The organism is Spirosoma agri (assembly GCF_010747415.1).
Classification (GTDB): Bacteria; Bacteroidota; Bacteroidia; order Cytophagales; family Spirosomataceae; genus Spirosoma; species Spirosoma agri.
Map to the genome: position 1 here is coordinate 51,969 of NZ_JAAGNZ010000009.1, position 21,215 is coordinate 73,183.

A 21,215-nucleotide genomic window follows, 5' to 3' on the forward strand; every position below is an offset into this window, starting at 1 on the left:
TCGTACTACTGAGTAAACGAGCCTATAAACCAATCCACACGCTCACTATAGTCCCATCGAGCCACCTTTGCCTTTTCGTTTCGCCACCTACTAAGGTGGCGACGATTTCCACAGACGAAAGCAAGCAGTGGTTCATTGAGTAATGGGGTGCGAGTTTTAAAACTATCTAAGGAATTTTCAGCATCCGGCTCCATCAGCGGACTGCTTCTGCTAGATAGTGTGATTGTCGCGTTAGTAGTGGCCAATTCTCCGTTGGGAACATTGTATGAACATTTTCTGGCTCTGCCTACCGGATTCAATGGGGCAGGGCTGAACCTGAATTACCCACTCCTGAACTGGATCAATGACGGACTGATGGCCGTGTTCTTTCTGATGGTCGGCCTGGAAATCAAACGCGAGCTGATCGACGGGAAATTGGCCTCGTTCAGCAAAGCGGCTCTGCCCATTCTGGCCGCGCTGGGCTCATATTATCGGCGTCGGCATCCTGGGAGGTATCGGCTTTACCATGTCGATTTTTATCGCTCTGCTCTCCTTTCCTGATCAGGTCACGATTTCGTCGGTAACGCAGTTTACGGTTCTCACGACATTCATATTGTCGGGCCTCATTGGATACATTACGTTAAAGACCGTTGGCAAAGGCGAAGTTTTTGGGGCTGAGGATGACTAGGAAAGCCTAGTAGTCAGAATCGAAGCTTGGTGTATACGGTAGGCTGACCACTTAGGCAGACTTGTTCAACAATGACGTTGATTTCTGCCGATAAAACTCCGATTCGTGCCGTAGTTCGATCCCTCTATCGCTGCGATCCGTGAGCTGGTCCTGCTGGCATCAGTAGCGTTGGGTAAGCGAACAATACCCCACTAACCGTTGGACACCGATTTTACGCCGTGTCGACGAATCCAGAACCTCTCTAGCTGTCTCGAGCTAACGAATAACGGCCATTTGCGGACCTGTTTTATCCCGGTTCACTGAAACATTTCAACTTACAGAAACAGCATGGCCCGTTGCATTTGCCAGCCAGTTTGTCCCAATGCCTACCAGCATAGAACCAACTACAACATCAATCTTTATTTGTACTAAATACAAATAGCTATAGTTTTGTAGCGATTTTGATTACAACCTCACTAATCGCTACCCATGAAATTAATTTTTATCTGTCTACTTCAACTAGTCAGTTTGTTTGCTTTAGCCCAAAACGGGGTCATCCGAGGGCGGGTAACCACCGAAGATGGTGAACCAGCTGACTTGATCAATATTGTCTTAAAAGGCACCGATAAAGGTACCGTGACATCATCCTCGGGCGAGTTTACCCTGTCAGGCGTAACAGCCGGCAAGCACCAGCTTGTTGCATCCGGCGTTGGCTTCGTTACGATCGACCGACGAGTGACGCTGGCAGCAGCTGAGGTTCTGACTCTCAACCTGATCCTTCAGGAAAATACCCATCAGTTACAGGCAGTGGAAATCACGGGACGGCAGGAAAAAACGTATAAAAATGACGTGTCGTTTATTGCCAGCAAAACGGCGACACTGCTCAAGGACGTACCTCAGGCGATCAGCTACGTGACCAAAGAAGTGTTACGCGACCAGGGTGCGTTTACGATGGGCGATGCTGTCAAGAACATGAGTGGGGTGAACCAGTTCACCTTTTACGACGACCTGACCATCCGTGGCTTTCGCATGAATGGCGGAAGTACAACTCAGTTGTTCAATGGGTTACGCACGTTTTCCGGTTTCTGGAAACAACCGCCCGTCAACTATCTGGAACGGGTAGAAGTCATCAAGGGGGCGGCATCGGCGCTTTACGGGAATACCTCGCCGGGCGGAACGATCAATCGGGTAACGAAAAAGCCGCTGACCACAACGCAGAAATCGCTGATGTTCACCACGGGCAGCTTTAACACCATGCGGGTGTTGGCTGATTTCACCGGTCCGATGAACGAGAGCAAAACACTGTTGTATCGGCTAAATCTTGGCTACGTGAATGCACAGGGGTTCCGAAATCTGCAATTCGATAAAAACATCATTATTGCTCCATCCGTATCATTTCTGCCCACCGATAAAACCCGCATCAACTTCGATCTCGTCTATAACAAGTCGAACAGCCGCCTTGACCGGGGGCAGTCGGTTGTTGGAAACGACCTGTATTCCAGCTCGATCGCTACGTCACTGAACGCGGTTAATGACCATTTGAATGAAGAAACGTACCTGATCACTACGTCGCTCAATCATCAATTCAGTCAAAGCACATCGGTCAACATGGCCTACCTGCGGACGGGCTACTCGGAAGATTTGCTGGAACATCGGAGTAGCAACGTCAACGGAATCGACTCGGCTGGTGTTGCCGTTCCAAATCTGGTAGCCCGTCAGGTGTTCGTTCGGCAAACCAAATCGTTTATGGACAATGTGTCCCTGTTTCTGAACCACACGGTCAACACGGGTCGAGCTGAACATAAGCTGGTTGTGGGTTACGATTACATTCAGTCGAGCACCCCCAAAGGATCGGGGCAGCAAACGGCAAACGGATATCTGTTGAAGGCGGGCGGAGCCGCGGCCTACAATGCCAGACGCCCGGACCTGTATCAGTTTTATAATTACACCAGTAACGGCGTTACGCGTAGCATTCCGAAACCCAACGTTTCTCACTATGATCTGACGCTTCAGAATAACCAACTGGAAGACGTCACCAAATACACGTATAACGTAACGGCCAATGCCGCCACCACACCCGTCTTCTATTCCCTGCACGGACTTTACGTTCAGGAACAGCTTAAGCTGAATCGTTTTCAGGTGCTGCTTGGCCTGCGGTATGACACGTATGTCGATAAGAAAGGGTACACGACGACCGCTGAAAGTAATGTGACGCAGCATGCGGTATTGCCCCGAATTGGCGCGGTATACAGCGTAACGAAAAACATTAACCTGTATGGCACATACACCAAGGGCTATAATCCCCAGGACGCTGCGGTGCAAAGTGATCCAACTACTGGCGGACCGTTTGACCCGATCAGAAGCTCGCTGACCGAATTTGGCCTGAAAACCGACTGGCTGGATGGTCGACTGACGGCGAATGCGTCGGTGTACGACATCACCCAAACGAACACGCTGTACTCCGCCAATGCAGCCAACAACCCCAATCTGTTGCTGCAAATAGGTCAGGAACGGGCAAAAGGCGTTGAAGTAGACGTAACGGGCAACATCCGGCCAAACTGGAATCTGATTGTTACCTACAGCTACAACGACGCCAAGATTACCGATGCGGGAACAAGAGCAGCCGACCAGTCGCTGGTGAATCTTCAAAAGCCCAACGCGCCCAAAAACCAGGGTAGCTTCTGGACGAAATATACGTTTGTCAGTCAGGGCCTGAATGGTTTGGGCCTGGGACTGGGAGGCAACTTTGTGACCGAGCGAAATCTGTCGCTGAACAACACGCAAACGATTCCAGCGTACGCGCTCCTCAATGCCGCCCTGTACTACCGGATTGACAAGTTTCAATGTCAAGTCAACCTAAATAATCTGGCCAACAAAACGTACTGGGTGGGTGGCTACGATTACCTGCGTCTTTTCCCTGGTGCACCGCGTAATTTCATGACAACGGTTTCGTATACGTTCTAACGTGTCGTACGCAGAACGGGTAGCGCTTTCGTCAACAAACTGGCTTAGACGCTACCCGTTCTGTTCGTAAAAATTTGATAGACAACAACTTATATTTATAAACCAGCGTTATGGCATCACTCGGAAAAACGATTATATCAACCCTGCATTTGTGGCTGGGGCTAAGCTCTGGCCTTGTAGTTTTCATCGTAGCGCTGACGGGTTCACTGCTTGTTTTCGAAGAAGAACTGGAGCCGATTATCTATCCTCAGTTTCACCGGGTGGACGTACCCGCTCAGGCCAAACGACTTCCACTCGACCAACTGGTTGCAACCGCGACGACGCAGTTTCCCGGCAAAAAAATCAGTCGAATCGAGATCGAGCCGCACGCTGACCGCACGGTTATTATCGAACTTCAGCAGAGTAAAAAAGCAAAAGATGTTCTCTCGGTGGCGCTCAATCCCTATACGGGACAGGTCGTTGATTCGCGTCAGGAGCTGGCTGCTTTTTATTCGGTTGTCCTGCGCCTGCACCGCTACCTTTGCCTGGGTGATACGGGAAAACTTATTACGGGAATCTCATGCAGTATGTTTCTGATTATCATGCTGAGTGGCCTGGTTCTGTGGTGGCCGAACCGAAAAAACAGCCGGCAACGGTTTACCGTAAAATGGGGTGCTTCGTTCAAACGGCTGAACTGGGATCTGCACGCTGTTTTCGGCTTTTACGTACTTCCGTTCGTGTTTTTAATCGCATCGACAGGCTTGATCTGGAGTTACAAATGGGTCAACAACCTCTTGTTTTACGCGTTTGACGGAAAGCCGCAGTCAAAGCGGGAAGCGCCGGCCAATCCTACGTTGGCTGCGCCGAAAAGCACGACCCTGTACGAAAAAATCTATGCAGCCAGCAATCAACTATTGCCCTATACAGGAGCTGTCACGTTGACCGTACCCGAAAAGGATAGTTTGTCGATAACGCTATCGAAAAAGAACGACGAAGCATCCATCAGCAACATTGTCGACTTTCTGTACTTCGATGCCAGAACGGGCGAGCTGGTGAAGAAGCGACTTTACGCCGATGAAACAAGAGGGTTCAAAGCGCGTCGAGTGGTGTTTCCAATCCATACGGGTAGTCTGTTTGGGTGGCCAACCAAGCTTATTGCGCTATTTGTCGCGCTTACAGCGGCCAGTTTGCCCATTACCGGTTTTTTGATCTGGTGGGGCAAACGTAAGAAAAGCAGGAAATCCGTATCGTCCATGAAACGCGTGTCCAGCCCACGAATCACGGCTCAAAACGTATCGTAACCGTTGATCTCGTACAGCACGTTAACCTAACAAAGATTACCCCTACTATCTTGATTATAAACTATATACACCAGATCACCAGAACAATTTAGAGTTCAGTTCGGGGGCGAGGTGACGCGTTCAGGGTAATGTACAGGTCGTCGCGTGCCTACTTCGTTTTACCGTTGCGGTGCATCTTGTAAACCCAACGCCATGGAAGCTACGAACAAATCGATTTTAGAAGAGGGCAACGCGGCAATCGCTGCGGGTAACAATGAAGGCTTCTTGTCCTTGTGCTCCGAAGACACCGAATGGACGTTTGTGGGCGAACAGACCCTAAGGGGCAAAGAAGCCGTTCGGCAATGGATGGCAGCCAAGTATATGGAGCCGCCTACGAATAGGGTCGCTCACTTGATTGCGGAGGGTGAGTGGCTGACGGTCCTTGGCTCGTTGATCACGAAGGACCAGAACGGGCAAGTGGCTCAGTATGCGTATTGCGACGTTTGGCGTTTTCGGGAAGGTAAGCTTGTAGAACTAAAGGCTTTCGTCATCAATTCTGAAACCAAGTACTAATCGGGATGGTATCCGATTTGCTGTGTTGTTGAGCATCGTATTCAGCATAGAAATGACGAGTATCTCTACGCTTGAATCGTTCTGGTTCAGTATCTTTCGAACAAATAAATGGTACTACCTAATCGCCTGAATTATGTCGCCTTCTCTTCGGAATACGATTGCCTGGATTCTACAAGTGCTACTGGGTTTGTTTTTTATTTTCGCTGGCTTCAACAAACTGCGTGACCTGTCGGCGACAACGGCTATGTTTGGTAACCTGGGTCTACCCAGCGTGTTGGCTTATGTGGTGGGCGGGGCTGAATTACTGGGTGGCATTGGCCTGCTGGTGCCCCGCCTGACCCGCCTGGCAGCAATGGGTCTGCTTATCATCATGATCGGTGCGGTTTTCATGCACATCACTAAAATTCCGGGTGGGCTTGCGGGCGGGATTCCCGCTCTTGTTAGTCTAGTTCTACTGGCCGTTTTGCTGTGGTTGCGTTGGCCGGTTTCTTCCCGGGTAATCTAACCGTATCCCGTTGAATTGCCTTCACCCGAACCTGGGCTGATGGTGGGGGAATTAACATAAACGGAATGACCATGACTGTACCTCCGAATCCATTTTCACAGCTTGTGTGGAATGAATCGGGAGGTATAGTCATGGTCAACATTAGGTTATGGCTCACCTACAGCTCACTAAAATCCACCTGTCTACCCCATGAATGCAGGCTTAGTGACATCAACCCCAACCGTTTTAAGGGCTCGTTCAGCGACTCAGCTGGTTTTCTTCGTTTGTGGCCTGGGCATGGCCAGCTGGGCACCCATGGTTCCACTGGCTAAAGATCGGTTAGCATTGAATGACGCCAACTTAGGCTTGCTCCTGCTCCTGCTGGGAGCGGGAGCCATGCTGATGATGCCGACCTCAGGATGGCTGGTGAGCCGTCTGGGAAGTCGACTCGTCATGGCTTGTGCTGCGCTGGTTATGGCCCTTACTCTGCCGCTGTTGCTGCTCCTGTCCTCAACAACGGCGATGGCCATAACGCTCTTCGTATTCGGGTCAGCCATTGGTGCGATCGACGTAGCCATGAATGCCCACGGCCTTCAGGTGCAAAATCTGTACGGAAAACCCATCATGTCTTCGTTACATGGTCTCTTTAGCGTGGGAGGTCTGTTCGGTTCGCTGGGGCTGGGTTTTCTCATCAAGCTGGGACTTAACCCTGTCTATGCCATTGGTAGTATTGCCCTGTTGATGATCGTCATTACCGTGACCCAGTACAGGCAGTTATTCTCCGTTGCTGTCGAGCAACAGGTTATGGCTCAATTCGTGACGGCAGAGGAAAAGCCAGCGACAGGCAGACAACCGTACGCCTGGTTACACGGCAGCGTCTTGTTTCTGGGATCGATGTGTTTTGCTGTTTTTTTAGCCGAAGGGGCCATTCTTGACTGGAGTGCTATCTTTCTACGGGACAGCAAAGGGATTGACGCTGAGCTTGCCGGAGCAGGCTATGCGGCCTTTTCGGTTGCCATGGCGACCATGCGGTTGGTGGGGGACAAACTCGTAACGCGGTTGACCGGCAAAACGGTCGTCGTAGGGGGCAGTCTGGTGGGTGCTTTGGGTCTGGCCATCGCTGTTTTAAGTCCCTGGGTATTGGGAACGTTAGCGGGCTTCGTGCTGCTGGGTTTAGGAGCGGCCAACATTGTGCCCATCTTTTTCAGCGCAGCTGGTCGATTGCCTGGTATTTCCCCCACCGTGAGTATACCCGCAATCACGACCATCGGCTATACGGGTTTGTTAGCAGGCCCGGCATTGCTCGGTTTCATTGCCTACCGTTTCTCGCTGTCTATTGCGCTGGGATTCATTGCGTTGCTGTTGGTCGTCGTAGCACTGAGCTATCAGGTGAACGGAAAAGCAAACTAATACGCTGCCAACCTAAAGAACAGCTGATTGGGCTGGGCCAACCTGGAGGTTGGCCCAGTCAAAAGACCGATCAATTTTTAGCTTCGATCTAACTTGGCAACACCGTAGTGTTTTGGAAAAACGCACCGGTGTTAACGCCCCGGCCAGCGTTGCTCACGTTTTGGTTCTCTGGTTGCCGCCTATTCTTCTTCGCTGTTGTTCAATTTGGCGAGTAGACTGTAAGCCCCGTTCAGCACAATTGGCGTCAATTCGGGATTCACTGCCGCTGGCAACGTGACGGCCACGTAGCCGTTTTCCCGAACGCCGGTCTTAATCTCGATCTGTCGAAACTGATATACAGCAGGATTGGCCTCTTTTTTTTCAAGCACATAGACTAGGGCTTTTCCCTCATAACTGACCACTGCCGATTCGGGCAGAGCTGACACGGGTTGGGTTTTCACATCGATCTGAGCTGATACGTAGCCCCCCGGAATAAAGTCGGCGGCATACCCATCGGGATGGGCCAGCACCGAAATGGTACGGTCAGCCGCAATGGATTTACCGATCAGGAAAATCTCACCCCGATGAGCCAGCGAGGCATCCCCCCCCATCCCAAACCGAACGATCTGCCCGGTACGAATTCGACTGATGTCTTTCTCGAAAATGCTGAGCTGAACGTGCAGGTGATCGACGTTGGTAATCTCGACCAGCACATCAGCCGGGTTAACGAACCGGCCATTGTTGACGGGTACGTTCGTGATAAATCCCGATACGGGTGAGGGGATCGTGACCATACGCGTCAGTTTATCGGCGCTGAGCTTGGCCGGATTGATGCGTAAAATGGCTAGTCGCTGTGCCATGCCAGCCAGTTGTGCCTGTAAGCTCTGGCGGTTCGAACGGACCTGTTGAAAGATTTTCAGCGCGCTGACATTGTCCCGGCTCAATTCCTGCTGGCGGGCGTAATCCAGATCAGCGTAATCCAGTTTGGCTTTGGTGTCCAGATAATCCTGCTGAAGCTGAATATAATCAGGGTTCTCCAGCACCACCAGGGCTTGCCCCTTACGAACCCGCATACCGGGCTCCAGATTGATTTGCCGGATGTAACCACCGAACGGCACCGAAACCGACACTTTGTTCTGGGCCGGCACATCAATGGTCCCGTTCACTTTCAGCGTGGTGCTCAGCGTGCGGAGCGTCGGCTGACCGACTGTTATGGCCGCTACGTTGTACTGCGCCTGCGTTAGTGAAACCCGGATTGGCCCGGCCGTGGCCGCGTCTTTCTGTGCGCTGACAGAATCCGGCTTACCCGCCTGCTCACTACTACCATTAGTATCAGTCGTAGCACTGCCTGACCCACAGCCCGAAAGCAGTGGTAAGGCCAGGAGCAGGCCGATCAGTTGGCGTCCGTAGCGACTGAGAATTCGTTTGTGTAATTTGATGTTCATGAATGTGGTTAGGGATGGCCCAACAGGTAGTTGATGTAAAGGATCGATTGATTGTACTGATTGAGCAGGTCAAGGTAGTTGGAACGGATGGTGAGCGCCTGCCCAAGCGCAAGCGAGAATTCGACGTACCCAATGTCGCCACCACGAAAGGCCCGGCGGGCGTTGGTCTGGATCAATTCCGCCTGCGGCACTGCATTCGCTTCGTAGTAGGTGAGTGTGTTCCGATACTGGTCATATTGTTGGAATGCCTGCTGTAGCTGCTGACCGAGTGCAAACCGCTGATTGTCCAGGTCCGTTTGTGCAATTTGCTCACCGATACGGGCCGCCTTGATCCGCGATTTCTGCGCCTGACCCAGCAGCGGCAGGGTTACGCCGATCTGCCCACCATTGAACCGATATCCGGGACCGAAATATAACTCCTGCCCGTTGATTAGCTGGTTGCCGGTCAGCGTCTGACTGAACAGGCCCACCATAAAATCGGGTTTGAGCCGCGCCTGTTCTACCCGACGGTTTTGTTGAGCGACCTGAATTTGTTGACCTAGCTGACGTAACAGCGGATTAGTTGCCAGGGCCACGCTATCCTGTAAGGCCGTCAGCACGAGTTTAGGCAGGGGTTGGGATGATACGGCTACCGGATCCCTGTTGTAGAGCAGTGTTTGTAGCTGGGTACGGCTGGCGATCAGGTTCGCTTCGTTTTGCGCCAGCCGTACACGCTGGTCAGCTAGCTGGCTTTCGGCTGTCGCTTTTTCCAGACTACTGGTTTCGCCCGTAGTTACCCGAAGGGTCGCGGCTTTCACAAACTCCGTCAAAAGCGTATCCTGCTGCTGAAACAGCCGGTTTTTCTGGTATAAATAGTTTAACTCGTAAAAGGCGGACTTCACCTGATAGCTTACCTCATTCCGGGTAACGGTTACACCCGACTCCCGCAAACGAACCGTCTGGTCATTCAACTCGGCCAGTCGGCGCATCAACGCAGGGTTTGGTATGGTCTGGGTAACCGTCAGGTTGTTATCGAAACGGCGGCTGTTGTACTGGCCCAGCATGGCCAGCACCGAAAGTCGGCCAGCCTCGTAAGCGGTTCGGCGAAGGGCTTGTTGCTGATTGACGCCCAAACCCGCGAGCTGAAGCTGTGCATTTCGACTGCCTGCCTGTTGCAACGCCTGATCCAGCGTAAGGGTTTGCACGGCAATGTGCTGCGCCCGGCCCGGTGTTGACAGCATCAGCAGACCGACAATCGCTGCCACGACTGTTTTCGACCCTGAATTCCTGGCCTGCTGCGCTTCGTTCGCTACCGCTTTTCGCTCCGAGAGCGAGTACAGAATAGGCAGAACGATCAGGGTCAGCAGTGTAGCGGTTAGTAATCCCCCGATCACAACAGTGGCCAGCGGCTTCTGAACTTCAGCACCGGCAGAGTTGGAAATAGCCATGGGAATAAAACCGAACGAGGCTACTAAGGCCGTCATGATGACCGGACGCAGACGAACTTCAGCCCCCTGCCGAATAATCTCAGTCAGATCCGTCAGCCCTTCTTCGTGACGAAGTCGATTAAACTCAGCGATCAGGACAATGCCGTTGAGCACGGCCACCCCAAAGAGCGCAATGAACCCAACACCCGCCGAGATACTGAACGGCATCCCCCGAATCAGTAGCGCAAACACCCCCCCGATGGCTGCCATTGGAATCGCCATGAAGATCAGTAAACTCTGTCGAACCGAGCCGAACGTAAAAAACAGGAGCACAAAAATCAGACCCAGCGCAATCGGCACGGCAACGGTCAGCCGCTTTTTAGCATCCACCAGATTTTGAAACTGACCGCCGTAGGTAATCGAGTACCCCGGCGGAAATTTGATTCGTTGACCAACCTTTTGCTGTAGCTCGGCAACGATGCTCTCTACGTCACGGCCCCTGATATTGAATCCCAGCGTAATCCGGCGGTGCGTATCGTCGCGCTGAATTTGGTTAGGTGCCTGCTCGATGCTGACCTGCGCAATCTGGCTCAGTGGAATCTGCTGATTATCAGGCGTCGCTACGTAGATAGTACGAATGTCTTCGATGCTTTGCCGCTTATCTGCCGCCAGACGAACAACCAGATCAAAGCGCTTTTCGCCTTCAAACACCAGCCCCGCCGACTGGCCGGCGAAGGCCGTATTGATCACCCGGTTAACATCCGCTACGTTCAGGCCAAACTTGGCGATCTGAGCCCGGTCGAGCTTGATCAGTATCTGCGATAAACCGCCAACCTGCTCAATGTACAAGTCTTTGGCCCCGTCGATGGTGCGAACCAAGGCCCCCACATCATCGGCCAGTCGAGTCAATTGCGTTAGATCATCCCCGTAAATTTTCAGCGCTACGTCCTGCCGGGCCCCGGTCATCAGTTCATTGAAGCGCATCTGAACGGGCTGCTGAAACCCGAACGTTACACCCGGAACCACGGATAATGCTTTTGCCATTTTTCCGGCCAGTTCATCGCGAGTGCTGGCTGAGGTCCACTGGTCTTTGGGTTTCAGAATGACCATTAAATCCGACGCTTCAATCGGCATCGGATCGGTGGGTATCTCGCCGGAGCCGACTTTACCGACTACCTGTTCCACTTCAGGAAATTGCCTTAGCAAAATTCGCTGTGCTTTCAAGGTAGCGTCCACTGTTTCGGAAAGCGAGCTGCCCGTCAGCGTTCGCGTATCGACCGCAAAATCACCTTCATCGAGCTGCGGAATAAACTCACCACCCATGCGGGTGAACAGAAAAACCGCTACTCCCAGAAGGGCTACGGCACTTCCCAGAATAAGCCATTGGTGATTCAGGGATCGTAAGAGTATTGGTTCATAAACCCGCTGAATTCGCTTCATGATCTTATCCGAAAATGTCTCTTTATGCTTGATGGTCTTGTTCAGCATCAGGGCTGAAATCATCGGCACATAGGTCAGCGACAGGATAAATGCACCCAGGATGGCAAACGCCACGGTTAGGGCCATTGGTCGGAACATCTTGCCCTCGATACCTGACAGGGCCAGAATAGGCAGGTAAACGATCAGAATGATAATCTCCCCGAAAGCGGCCGACGAGCGAATACGACCTGCGGACAGAACAACTTCATCATCCATTTCGTCCTGCGTGAGGGTTTTGTCTTTGTTACGCAGGGTTATGTGGTGCAGCGTTGCCTCGACAATAATGACCGCGCCATCCACGATCAGGCCGAAGTCGATGGCCCCCAGACTCATCAGATTACCCGACACGCCAAACAGATTCATCATCGAAATGGCAAACAACAGGGCCAGTGGAATGACGGACGCTACGACGAAGCCCGCCCGGAAGTTCCCCAGCAACAGCACCAGCACGAAAATGACAATAGTGGCTCCTTCCAGCAGGTTGCGCTCTACGGTTCCGATGGCGCTATCGACCATCTTTGTGCGGTCCAGAAACGGGATGATCTGCACACCGGCGGGAAGGCTTTTCTGGATCTCGGCAATTTTGGTCTTTACCCGCTTGATAACGGCGGAGGAATTATCGCCTTTGATCATCATCACCACTGCCCCTACGGTTTCGCCTTCCCCGTTACGCGTTACGGCACCGTAGCGTACCGCCGATCCGATCGTTACCTGAGCGACATCGCGGACTCGAATGGGAAGTCCTTTGGTATTCAGACGAATAACAATATCAGCGATATCACTGGTCGACCGGATCAATCCATCGGAGCGAATGAAAAAGGCATTGGGTTTTTTGTCGATATACGCCCCCCCCGTATTTTGATTGTTCTGCTGGAGCGCAGTGAATATATCCGTGATGGTAATGCCTACGCTACGGAGCCTGTCGGGATCGACCGCAATTTCGTACTGCTTCAGAAGCCCCCCAAAACCACTCACATCGGCCACGCCGGGCGTACCCAGCAATCCGCGCCGGATTGTCCAGTCCTGAATGGTCCGAAGATCCGTGAGGGAGTAGTTGCTTTCGTAGCCTTTTTTGGGAACAACCGTGTACTGAAAAATTTCGCCCAGCCCCGTCGTGACGGGTGCCATAACGGGTGTACCCACTCCGGGCGGAATTTGGCCCACTACGTTCTGTAATCGCTCGGCAATTTGCTGACGCGCCCAGTACACATCGGTAGCATCGGTGAAGACGACGGTTACGATCGACAGGCCAAAGCGCGAGAACGACCGTAATTCAGTGATACCCGGAATGTTGGAGAGGCTTACTTCGATCGGAAATGTGACCAGCCGTTCTATGTCTTCAGCCGCCAGCGACGGGCTGCTGGTGATAACCTGTACCTGGTTGTTGGTAATATCGGGTACAGCATCAATGGGCAACTGGGTCGCCGACCATATCCCCCAACCGACCAGCGCAAGCGTGAACAGGCCGATGAGGAGTTTGTTTCGAACGGAAAAAAGGATAATTGCATTAAGCATATTTGTCGAGTCTGAAGGAAGCAGGTGCAGGTCTGATCTGAATTGTTATGGCGAACTCATAGCGTAAATCGCTCATGGATCAGCGTTAGTGGCGAGCATACATCGCCTAGATGGATTATCCGATCAAATTGATCACAATAGCAACGTACCAGAACCAGCGTGGAGCTAGGTCAATTTGATAAGCTTAGAGGTAGAAATGAGGCAGTGTGGGTAGCGTTCCATACAACCATATAATTCGTATGGACCCACTTCGGCCAGGGGCGCAGAATTAGTACGTTCGGGGAGGATTAATCAGGGCAAAAACTGTCAGGAAGGCGTATAAATCGGCCTTGCGGAAATAACCGGCTCTCGTTAACAACAGAAATGGGGACTGGTCAACAGTCATCAACCGGATAGCATTCGGCGTGTAGGCCGGCACGGAATGACTACTGGACGGTAAATTCTGGTGAGAGTGGTTGGGGTGTTTCTGATGTTCGGAATCAGCCCCGTAATGCATTTTGAGAAAGTCAGTGAAGCTAAGAGCAGGATCAGCCTGCCGGTGTTGCTGAAAATGCAATAGCAGATCGCCCCAATGGGCTGACTGATCAATGCCAAAGCCGGGGAACAAACTCCCGCCTAACATCCAGCATGCCAGCACTACCGCAACAAACGATCTCATACCACCGTGACTATTGCTGGTCTAACACGGCTACCGGATGAAAGTTTCACTAGCGCTTAATTTGGAAATAGACTAAACTGATTGGTTGATATGCAGATTCGTTACTTGACAAGCTGTTTATTTAAAAATGCTTCAGGATAACCTTGGCGGTTTAGATACGTATGGCTTAACTCCCCTTCTAACCTGACTTTCTCGCGGCAATCAGTGTCTTGCCGATTATTTACTCTCTGAGACACGTTCTGGTAGCTTAATGAGTCTATACTTGCATCACTGGCAGTTCGTTTAACCTGGCGCAATTAAACAGGCAAATACCGTGGGCAGGGAGTGTATTGGTGAGTCGGAATGCTAAAATTGACAGAAATGAGGAAACCTGCCGCGACAGGATGAATCATTTCAAGTTCATTAGTTCGTAAAACTCCTGAATCGTTAATTCCTCTTTGTACTGATCGTGGATGGGATTGTCATTGCCCCTACTAGTTTGCCAAGCTTCAACTAAATTTTGTCGTATCAAAAACGACCCACGTATGGTAACCACGATTTCGCCTGGCATGGCCAGCAGCATTTTCTCTTTTAGTGCTACGGCAGGCAGTTGATCCGAATGAGTTGTCCCAGTTTCGGCATTTTTCTCGGCCGCTTCTTGGCCGTCAACGTCAAGAGTGGTTCCTGGAGAACCAAGTCCGGAAGAATTTACGCTTTTACGGGTATTCTCTGAAAAGTCACTTACCGGGTTTGTCGTTTCTTCAACTGCTTTTTGGTTAACAGAACTTTTTTTACTAGGTAGAACACCTGCTTTTTCAGCTGCACCCCTTATGGATTTGGCTGTTATCGGTGCCCCCGCCTGTTCACTCGTTTTTACGGCTTCCTTCCAGATATCAGCACGCTTTTCATCCGGGAATTGGCTTAGCGTGGCTGCATGGGATTCTGTTGATGGTAGAGGGATAGTTTTACGGGTAGATCGAACCGTATTTTGAGGTCGTTGAACTTTCCCGATAGATTGAGCAAAAGGGCCAGTGTCTGTACCGTCCGTCTTTAGTTGCTCCCCGCTACTTGCGTGGTACTCATCGACATAGTCAACGTCTTGCGGTTGTGACCTTGTGGAGCCAGTCGATTTAGACCGTCGAACCTTACCCGTCGGTACGGCTTCGTATTGTTCTACATCTACCCCATCCGGCAGTTGAATTTCCGGTTCGGCAGTTTCCAGTTCTTCCGCAATCTGATTAATTACTCTAGCCGCTTCTATTAACTGGTACCCCCGTTTACGTTTTAAACTGAACCGGTCATTCATGTACTGCTCAATCGTCAGGTGAGTTGCCCGATACAGTTTTTCCTGCTGGATTTCCAACAAAGCATTTCCTACTTCCAGAAACGTTGTCAGGCCCCGTTCAATTACCACTTCCAGCTTAGCCAGCTTAGCCGCTTCTGATTCTGACAGTGGAGACAACCCATCGACTGATCCCTTCCCAAATCTTATACCGCTTAGCGTCTCTTCTGGATTTAGGATATCTGTTTCTATGGACAGTGCCTTGCTCAGAACCCCCCCTACCTGTTTCGAAAAGTCAATTTTTTTCTTAGCCATATCAGCTTGCTATTTGGCGGTGACACGAGGTAAAAGTTCGTCAATCAACTGCTCAAAATCTTTGGCTCCGTTGCTTGTTGAGTCGTACTCGAAAATGGATTTGTGATCAGCCGCGCTCTCCATTAAGCTAATGCTTTGACGAATCGATGTATTGAAGACAGGAAGTTTACTCTCTTCCAGTGCCTTTTGAATTTCAGCACCGTATTTTGTTCGTTCCCCAAACCTGTTTTTTAAGATTCCTGCCAATTCCAGACTTTGGTTAAAGTCCTTTTTTATCCGACCCGCTTGTTTAATAATCTGTGCCAAGCCGTGAAAAGCAAAATTCTCACCCTGTAACGGCACTATGTAATAGTGGGCTGCGCATAAAGCATTACGCGTCATGATCCCCAGGCTCGGTGGACAGTCGATGAGTACAAAATCATAGAACTTATTGGGATCCTTTTCGTACTCTTCTTCCAGCAGGTTTCGTAACGCAAAAAACTCGGCATCGGTGCTCAGGATGGCCTCAGAGCGAATCAAGTCAAGACTGGATGGTAAAACGCTGAACTGACTATCTTTTTTCTGACTCACCTCAACCACCTCTTCCCAGGTCGCATCACCCGTGAGCAGTTGCCCTACATGCCTGTGTTGCGCAGGAATACCAACGGCAAGTGTAAGATTAGCTTGCGGGTCAAGGTCAGCCATCAGTACGGAATAACCACGATTAGCAAGACCAGCCGCTAGATTGAACGTAATTGTAGTTTTTCCCGTACCTCCCTTATTGTTGAAAATGGCAATGACAATTGGCTTAGACATGGTCGTAAAGAACGGCGAATAAATGGTCAAATAAAAAGGCTGACGTGATTTTAAGCTCGTGAATTAAGCTATAGTACTCCTCGTTTCGCTATGGTGAATGTCGCAAATTTGCGACATTCACCATAGCGAAATCCGCGAGAGTCGTGTCTGCACAACCGTTTTAAATCATAGGTTGATGTCGCAAATTTGCGACATTGTCATTGACTGCCCACATGGTGACGATTTACGTCGACCACTGAAATCGGTGTCTGTTGCTGGGCAAACGTGGTGTTTACTTTGACGAAAGAGCTGGTCACCGACTCGGTAGGCCAGTTTCTCATGCTGCGGACGTACCCACTTTTTTTCGGATAGCTATCCCAGTGATAGGTTAGGCAATATCTCGTCTTATGATCCAGCAATTGTCACAGACCATGTTGTTGACAGTGGTACTTACATTGCTGATAGCTCTCAATAGGGAGATAGAATCTTGACGAATAACTCTAATGATTTGAGTCAGGTATATTAACAGTCGTTTTCGATACAGGAATATCTATTTTCTTGTCTATCAACGTCTTATTCCTGTTGATGTGGACAAAAAACTAGTGAGTGTCCACGTATGAAACATAATTACACCGTATCAAGAGTTAATAAGAGCTAAAGTTAACCGGTTAACCAGTAAATTTCTTTTGAGAATATAAAAATTCGGTTTGCGGAAAAGTACGATTTTCTTAATGTATAAAATACTGACTTTCAGACATTTATCTTCCAAATGTGGACAAAAAACTAGTGAGCGGCTTAAATCAATAGTAACGTGACTGATTTTTCTATTTTTTTCTTCGTTTTGTCCAACTTCAAAGTTCCTTCTTTCTTTTTTACTTTAGAAGCCTTTTTTTTCAAAATATTTGTGAATCATATATTATTTGTTATTTTGATATTTTAGTCTCTTGCGTAAATTTCTGATAATCAGTCAGTTATATAGGAAAAATTAAGCCAAATGTGGACAAAAAACTAGTCAAATGTGGACAAAAAACTAGTCAAGTGTGGACAAAACTTATCCACAATCGACCGCTAATGTGGACAAAAAACTAGTGAGGTAATTCTAAATGTGGACAAAAAACTAGTCAAGTGTGGACATGACCACAAATTTGTATATTTGTGGATAACTAGGCCCCGTTCTCGATGAAACGAAACCCCAGTAATCAGCTGACTCTGTTGAAATTGGACCCTAAAACGGAGATATTGTTTCAGGCAAATGCGCTAACGAATGCTTACTATGATATGAGTGCGCTCCAGAAAAACATTCTGTATATGGTGCAATCTCAAATCAAGAAAGATGATCCGGATGATAAGCGGTACATCATTCGTGTTAAGGACATTATGACTGTTACTGAGACGGTTAACCCTTATAAAAGTTTGCAGTTGGCAACGGAGGGGATGATGCAGAAGATTATGAACATTCCTGTGAACGGAAAATTATTACAGGTTGCTCCGTTTTCTTCGGTACTATACGATTACGGCAAAGGAACAATGACGTTTAAGATTGACTCTGATCTTCGTCCTTTCCTGTTCAACCTTGAGAATGGCCTGTTTACTACGTTTGGTAAAGAACCGGCTATGAATTTGCCGGGCAAATACTCTAAGCGCATTTACGAGATGCTTTCTTCTTGGAAGAAAGCGGGTCTGATGAAAATTTCTATACTTGAACTCAAGACAAGACTGCGACTTTATGATCCGGTAACAGAAATTGAGCAGTATGAAGACTGGCGTGATTTCAATAAGCGTGTCCTGATCCCGGCTGTTAAAGAAATTAATCACGAATCAGATCTGCACGTTGAGTACTTCACCCAGCGGGAAGGTAAGCGAATTGCCCACTTAAAATGGCTGATCAAGACGAAAGAAACGGTGGTGGTTGAAGCGCCACTAACTGTATCAGAACTCCATGAGCGATTACTAACCCAATTTAAGCTTCGGACTGATCAGATTGAGTTTATTCTGGCTCGTTTTGACCCTATGGTTATTAATAAGAAGCTTTATGAAATTCAGCTTCAAAACGCGAATAAGAAGATTTCTAACATTGGCGGCTACACGGCAAAGGTGTTTGGGGTTTTGTAGAAAGACCGTCTCTTCCAACTGGTTGATAGGTATTTGTGGCTATTGACTAAACTAAACCAGTTAGCAAACGGATTCAGTCGTAAGCGCTTAAGTACAATTTAAATTGCCTCATACCCTGTCCGATTGTGTTGAGAAACTTCATTTTATTCGCGCTTGATCTGTGAGTTAATTGTCGAAAATATGGCCTGTTAATGCCTGATTACCAGTTACTATTGCTTCTTGGGAGACTGATGAAAGGGGTTAAACTCGACAATCGGTAGAAAGGAATTCTAGTGGCATGCGTCCATTTTTTGTTAGGGCGAACTTGTTAAAATACAGTAAAAGAAGATTCTGTAAAGAGGGTTTCAACTTTTCATTAGTAACTTTATAGACTAAATCATTTATTACAAAATCAAATCGAAGAAGAAGTGCTGAATAACCTTCTCGTTTTGGAGTTTAATTTTCAATGAAATCGTTTACGTTGACGTTGGTCTGCAGCTTGCTACTGGCCTGTTCCGGCTTTGCTCAGCCTACACTACCTCGTGCCCCCTTGCCCAACGATTCCATCTTAACGGCTTTGGTTAATCAACTTGGCCGTTCTACGCTGGACACCACTCAAATCAACCTGATAAGTAAACTTAATGATCGTCTTTGTGCCATGAACCAGGCCGGTTTGGCTCTTCCCTGGCTCGAATCAGCAACTGAAAGCGCCCAACGAATCAATAAACCCTTGTATTGGGGACGTTTGTATTATCAGTATGGTCGCTACTACCATAACCTTTCTAACTATCCTAAAGCGTATCAGGCTTTTAACAAGGCAATTCCAGCACTCCAGCAAAGTGGAAACAGTCTCGAAGCACTAAAGGCAATGAACTACTTAAGCTTGGTTTATGGAGAGCGGGCTGAAGCCGTGAAGCAGATTGAGCAACTGAATAAAAATCTGGTCTACGCCGAAAAGACAAAAAATTACCGTGCGCTCTCGACCATCTACTCGTTCTTACACAAAATTCATTTAGATAGTGGGGATACAGCCAGAGCCTCCAGCGACTTACAGGCAATTCTGCGGATTGCCCGAACGTATAATGATCCTGGTGAGTGTTATTTAACTTATTCTTATTTAGCCGACAGGTACGAAAAAAAAGGAGAATACGCCAAAGCGCTTCCTTACCAGCAAAGAGCACGGTTGGACGCTCAGCAATCTTCCCAAAAAGATGACAAACCCGCTGGAAGTTATGTAATCGCAATTTGGGCAGTAGCCAATAATCTGTTCCACCAAGGTCGACTACAGGAAGCAGAACGAACGTTGGCTGAATCGTTCAAGGAATGCAAGCGGTTGGGCCTTCCTTTTTTCGATCTGGGATCATTGCTGTTAGCTCAACTCAGGGAACGACAGAACCGCTTAGATGAAGCCCATCATCATTGTCAACAAGTAATTAGCCACGCGCGAAAACGCAATCCCCATATGGTTATGGAGGGTCTGAAGGTTATGGTAAGCATTCAGAAAAGGCGCGGTCATTTTCAGGAAGCCCTAACTGCTTTTCAGGAGCTAAAATTGATCAATGATAGCCTCCAACGTATCAACACCCACAAAGCTATCGCCAACCTGGAAGCGAGGGTTGAGCTTCAGAAACAAACCCAGCACGTTGCCATTCTCCAGAAAGATGCCGCCATTCATCAACGGGAGATGACTCACAGTCGCCAACGACAACTGCTTTACGGGGCACTCTTGCTAACATTGCTGGTGCTGGCCCTGGACAGGAGATGGGCCACTAAAAATGCCCGTAAGGAGACCCAGCATCTTCGAGAAGTCAATGCGGTGAAGGATAAACTGTTCTCGGTCATCAGTCACGATTTACGTACCCCCGTTTTACATCTACGAGCCTCGACTAATCAACTAAGCCACCCTACGCTAGAATCCACGCACTTTTCCGAACAGTTGATGCGGCTTAGTCGAAATGTAAATGCTATCTATTCAACACTGGACAATTTACTGCAATGGTCTGCCTTCCAACAGGATTTACTGGTGACGCGGCCTGAAACAGTCGATCTGTCAGAACTGGTTGAGCAAGTGCTGGTACTTTTTGAGGGTATTATTCGCCAGAAGAAGTTAACCGTGTTGAGGGACGAAGAAGTGCTTCGAGCTAAAGTCGATGTCGTTCAAGCCCAGATTATGATACGGAACATTCTTCACAACGCGTTTAAATTCACACCAGTTGGTGGGGAAATTCAGATTAGTTATGAGTCGGGGAGCATTGAGTCTGTGCTTAGTATCAAGGATACTGGTATTGGGATGGACGAATGCAAGCCCTCGAATGCTATGCCTACAGCAGATAAAGGGACTGGACTGGGGTTGTTATTAACCCGTGAGTTTATCAAGCTTAATAATGGAAAGCTGGTTATCAGCAGCTTAGCTGGACAGGGAACTACTGTAAGGCTCTATTTCATGAAGCCGCAGGAAGAGACTACGTTAACCCTCGCCTAATGTTTATACTGGTCGACTGACTTGAATGTTCTGACACCGAGTCACTTAAATTTGATAGGACACAAATACGGGAATAATGCACTTTACACAAAGATTAGAATAGACTAATTTTCTTAAACTCTGTTGCTCGGCTCATTGCAGTACACTTACACTCCGTTGATTATCTGTTACTGTACACCATAGACTAGCGGTACAGACAGTTTTTACAACATCTCATGTCTCATTGGTTTACTTTCGTAGTAAAGTAGACTCAACCAAACTGAATAGTTTAGTTCTCAGATTTGGCACCCCGTTTTTTTAGAGCGAATTACCTTTCAATTATAAGAGACTATCTAAATTTTACGCAGAACGACGAGATTGATTTTTTGTCATCCTGACGACAAGAAGGATCTTCAAGTAAGGCTAATTTCTTGTACTATCCGAAGATCCTTCCTGTCGTCAGGATGACAAAATGACCTCAAAACAGAAATTTGG

The 21,215-nt window shown here is 48.9% G+C and carries 14 protein-coding genes; 9 read left to right on the forward strand and 5 right to left on the reverse strand.

All coding sequences use genetic code 11. The features are described 5' to 3' along the window. Positions 1-219 precede the first annotated feature (219 nt). The 7 genes from GK091_RS28375 (at position 220) to GK091_RS28400 (ending at position 7,336) form a co-directional block, all read left to right on the forward strand. On the forward strand, positions 220-540 hold the full coding sequence (locus tag GK091_RS28375) for a Na+/H+ antiporter NhaA (protein WP_317166375.1): 321 nt from the start codon (positions 220-222) through the stop codon (positions 538-540). Beyond that, on the forward strand, positions 506-667 hold the full coding sequence (locus GK091_RS30185; RefSeq protein ID WP_394351907.1) for a hypothetical protein: 162 nt from the start codon (positions 506-508) through the stop codon (positions 665-667). Before GK091_RS28375 ends, GK091_RS30185 begins: the two co-directional genes overlap by 35 nt. Before the next feature lie 468 nt (positions 668-1,135). Next, on the forward strand, positions 1,136-3,610 hold the full coding sequence (locus tag GK091_RS28380) for a TonB-dependent receptor (RefSeq protein WP_164044128.1): 2,475 nt from the start codon (positions 1,136-1,138) through the stop codon (positions 3,608-3,610). 110 nt (positions 3,611-3,720) lie between these two features. Beyond that, a complete protein-coding gene (locus GK091_RS28385; RefSeq protein ID WP_164044129.1) occupies positions 3,721-4,890 on the forward strand; it encodes a PepSY-associated TM helix domain-containing protein in 1,170 nt (389 codons plus the stop codon). A 192-nt stretch (positions 4,891-5,082) separates the two neighbouring features. Next, positions 5,083-5,442, forward strand: a complete 360-nt coding sequence (locus GK091_RS28390) for a nuclear transport factor 2 family protein (RefSeq protein ID WP_164044130.1) — start codon at positions 5,083-5,085, stop codon at positions 5,440-5,442. Between the two features lie 133 nt (positions 5,443-5,575). Beyond that, the gene (locus tag GK091_RS28395; RefSeq protein ID WP_164044131.1) at positions 5,576-5,947 is read left to right on the forward strand and encodes a DoxX family protein; all 372 of its coding nucleotides are present in this window, start codon (positions 5,576-5,578) and stop codon (positions 5,945-5,947) included. A 189-nt stretch (positions 5,948-6,136) separates the two neighbouring features. After that, complete coding sequence (locus tag GK091_RS28400) at positions 6,137-7,336, forward strand: MFS transporter (RefSeq protein WP_164044132.1); 1,200 nt, start codon at positions 6,137-6,139, stop codon at positions 7,334-7,336. A 179-nt stretch (positions 7,337-7,515) separates the two neighbouring features. On the opposite strand, the gene GK091_RS28405 is transcribed toward GK091_RS28400, so the two are convergent. The 5 genes from GK091_RS28405 to GK091_RS28425 all read right to left on the reverse strand — a co-directional run bounded on the left by GK091_RS28405 (position 7,516) and on the right by GK091_RS28425 (position 16,189). Then, complete coding sequence (locus tag GK091_RS28405; protein ID WP_164044133.1) at positions 7,516-8,760, reverse strand: efflux RND transporter periplasmic adaptor subunit; 1,245 nt, start codon at positions 8,758-8,760, stop codon at positions 7,516-7,518. 8 nt (positions 8,761-8,768) lie between these two features. Continuing rightward, positions 8,769-13,160 (reverse strand): CusA/CzcA family heavy metal efflux RND transporter, encoded by a 4,392-nt coding sequence (locus GK091_RS28410; protein WP_164044134.1) that lies wholly within the window; start codon positions 13,158-13,160, stop codon positions 8,769-8,771. Positions 13,161-13,428: 268 nt separating this feature from the next. After that, positions 13,429-13,818, reverse strand: coding sequence for a hypothetical protein (locus GK091_RS28415; protein ID WP_164044135.1), 390 nt, complete (start codon positions 13,816-13,818; stop codon positions 13,429-13,431). Positions 13,819-14,206: 388 nt separating this feature from the next. Continuing rightward, entirely contained in the window at positions 14,207-15,394 is a 1,188-nt protein-coding gene (locus GK091_RS28420) for a hypothetical protein (protein WP_164044136.1), read from the reverse strand. A 9-nt stretch (positions 15,395-15,403) separates the two neighbouring features. Then, a complete protein-coding gene (locus GK091_RS28425; RefSeq protein ID WP_164044137.1) occupies positions 15,404-16,189 on the reverse strand; it encodes a ParA family protein in 786 nt (261 codons plus the stop codon). Positions 16,190-17,347: 1,158 nt separating this feature from the next. Here GK091_RS28425 and GK091_RS28430 point away from each other — a divergent pair. Both GK091_RS28430 and GK091_RS28435 read left to right on the forward strand, forming a co-directional pair. Next, positions 17,348-18,280, forward strand: a complete 933-nt coding sequence (locus GK091_RS28430; RefSeq protein WP_164044138.1) for a replication initiation protein — start codon at positions 17,348-17,350, stop codon at positions 18,278-18,280. A gap of 529 nt (positions 18,281-18,809) precedes the next feature. Further along, complete coding sequence (locus tag GK091_RS28435) at positions 18,810-20,741, forward strand: ATP-binding protein (RefSeq protein WP_164044139.1); 1,932 nt, start codon at positions 18,810-18,812, stop codon at positions 20,739-20,741. The last annotated feature ends 474 nt before the right edge of the window (positions 20,742-21,215 follow it).

What these genes read in the sequence shown, in the direction of transcription:
- GK091_RS28390 (WP_164044130.1), top strand. Translation starts at nt 5,083, where the DNA reads ATGGAAGCTACGAACAAATCGATTTTAGAAGAGGGCAACGCGGCAATC.
- GK091_RS28395 (WP_164044131.1), top strand. Translation starts at nt 5,576, where the DNA reads ATGTCGCCTTCTCTTCGGAATACGATTGCCTGGATTCTACAAGTGCTA.
- GK091_RS28415 (WP_164044135.1), bottom strand. Translation starts at nt 13,818, where the DNA reads ATGAGATCGTTTGTTGCGGTAGTGCTGGCATGCTGGATGTTAGGCGGG.
- GK091_RS28420 (WP_164044136.1), bottom strand. Translation starts at nt 15,394, where the DNA reads ATGGCTAAGAAAAAAATTGACTTTTCGAAACAGGTAGGGGGGGTTCTG.
- GK091_RS30185 (WP_394351907.1), top strand. Translation starts at nt 506, where the DNA reads ATGTCGATTTTTATCGCTCTGCTCTCCTTTCCTGATCAGGTCACGATT.
- GK091_RS28385 (WP_164044129.1), top strand. Translation starts at nt 3,721, where the DNA reads ATGGCATCACTCGGAAAAACGATTATATCAACCCTGCATTTGTGGCTG.
- GK091_RS28430 (WP_164044138.1), top strand. Translation starts at nt 17,348, where the DNA reads ATGAAACGAAACCCCAGTAATCAGCTGACTCTGTTGAAATTGGACCCT.
- GK091_RS28380 (WP_164044128.1), top strand. Translation starts at nt 1,136, where the DNA reads ATGAAATTAATTTTTATCTGTCTACTTCAACTAGTCAGTTTGTTTGCT.
- GK091_RS28425 (WP_164044137.1), bottom strand. Translation starts at nt 16,189, where the DNA reads ATGTCTAAGCCAATTGTCATTGCCATTTTCAACAATAAGGGAGGTACG.
- GK091_RS28400 (WP_164044132.1), top strand. Translation starts at nt 6,137, where the DNA reads ATGAATGCAGGCTTAGTGACATCAACCCCAACCGTTTTAAGGGCTCGT.
- GK091_RS28410 (WP_164044134.1), bottom strand. Translation starts at nt 13,160, where the DNA reads ATGCTTAATGCAATTATCCTTTTTTCCGTTCGAAACAAACTCCTCATC.
- GK091_RS28405 (WP_164044133.1), bottom strand. Translation starts at nt 8,760, where the DNA reads ATGAACATCAAATTACACAAACGAATTCTCAGTCGCTACGGACGCCAA.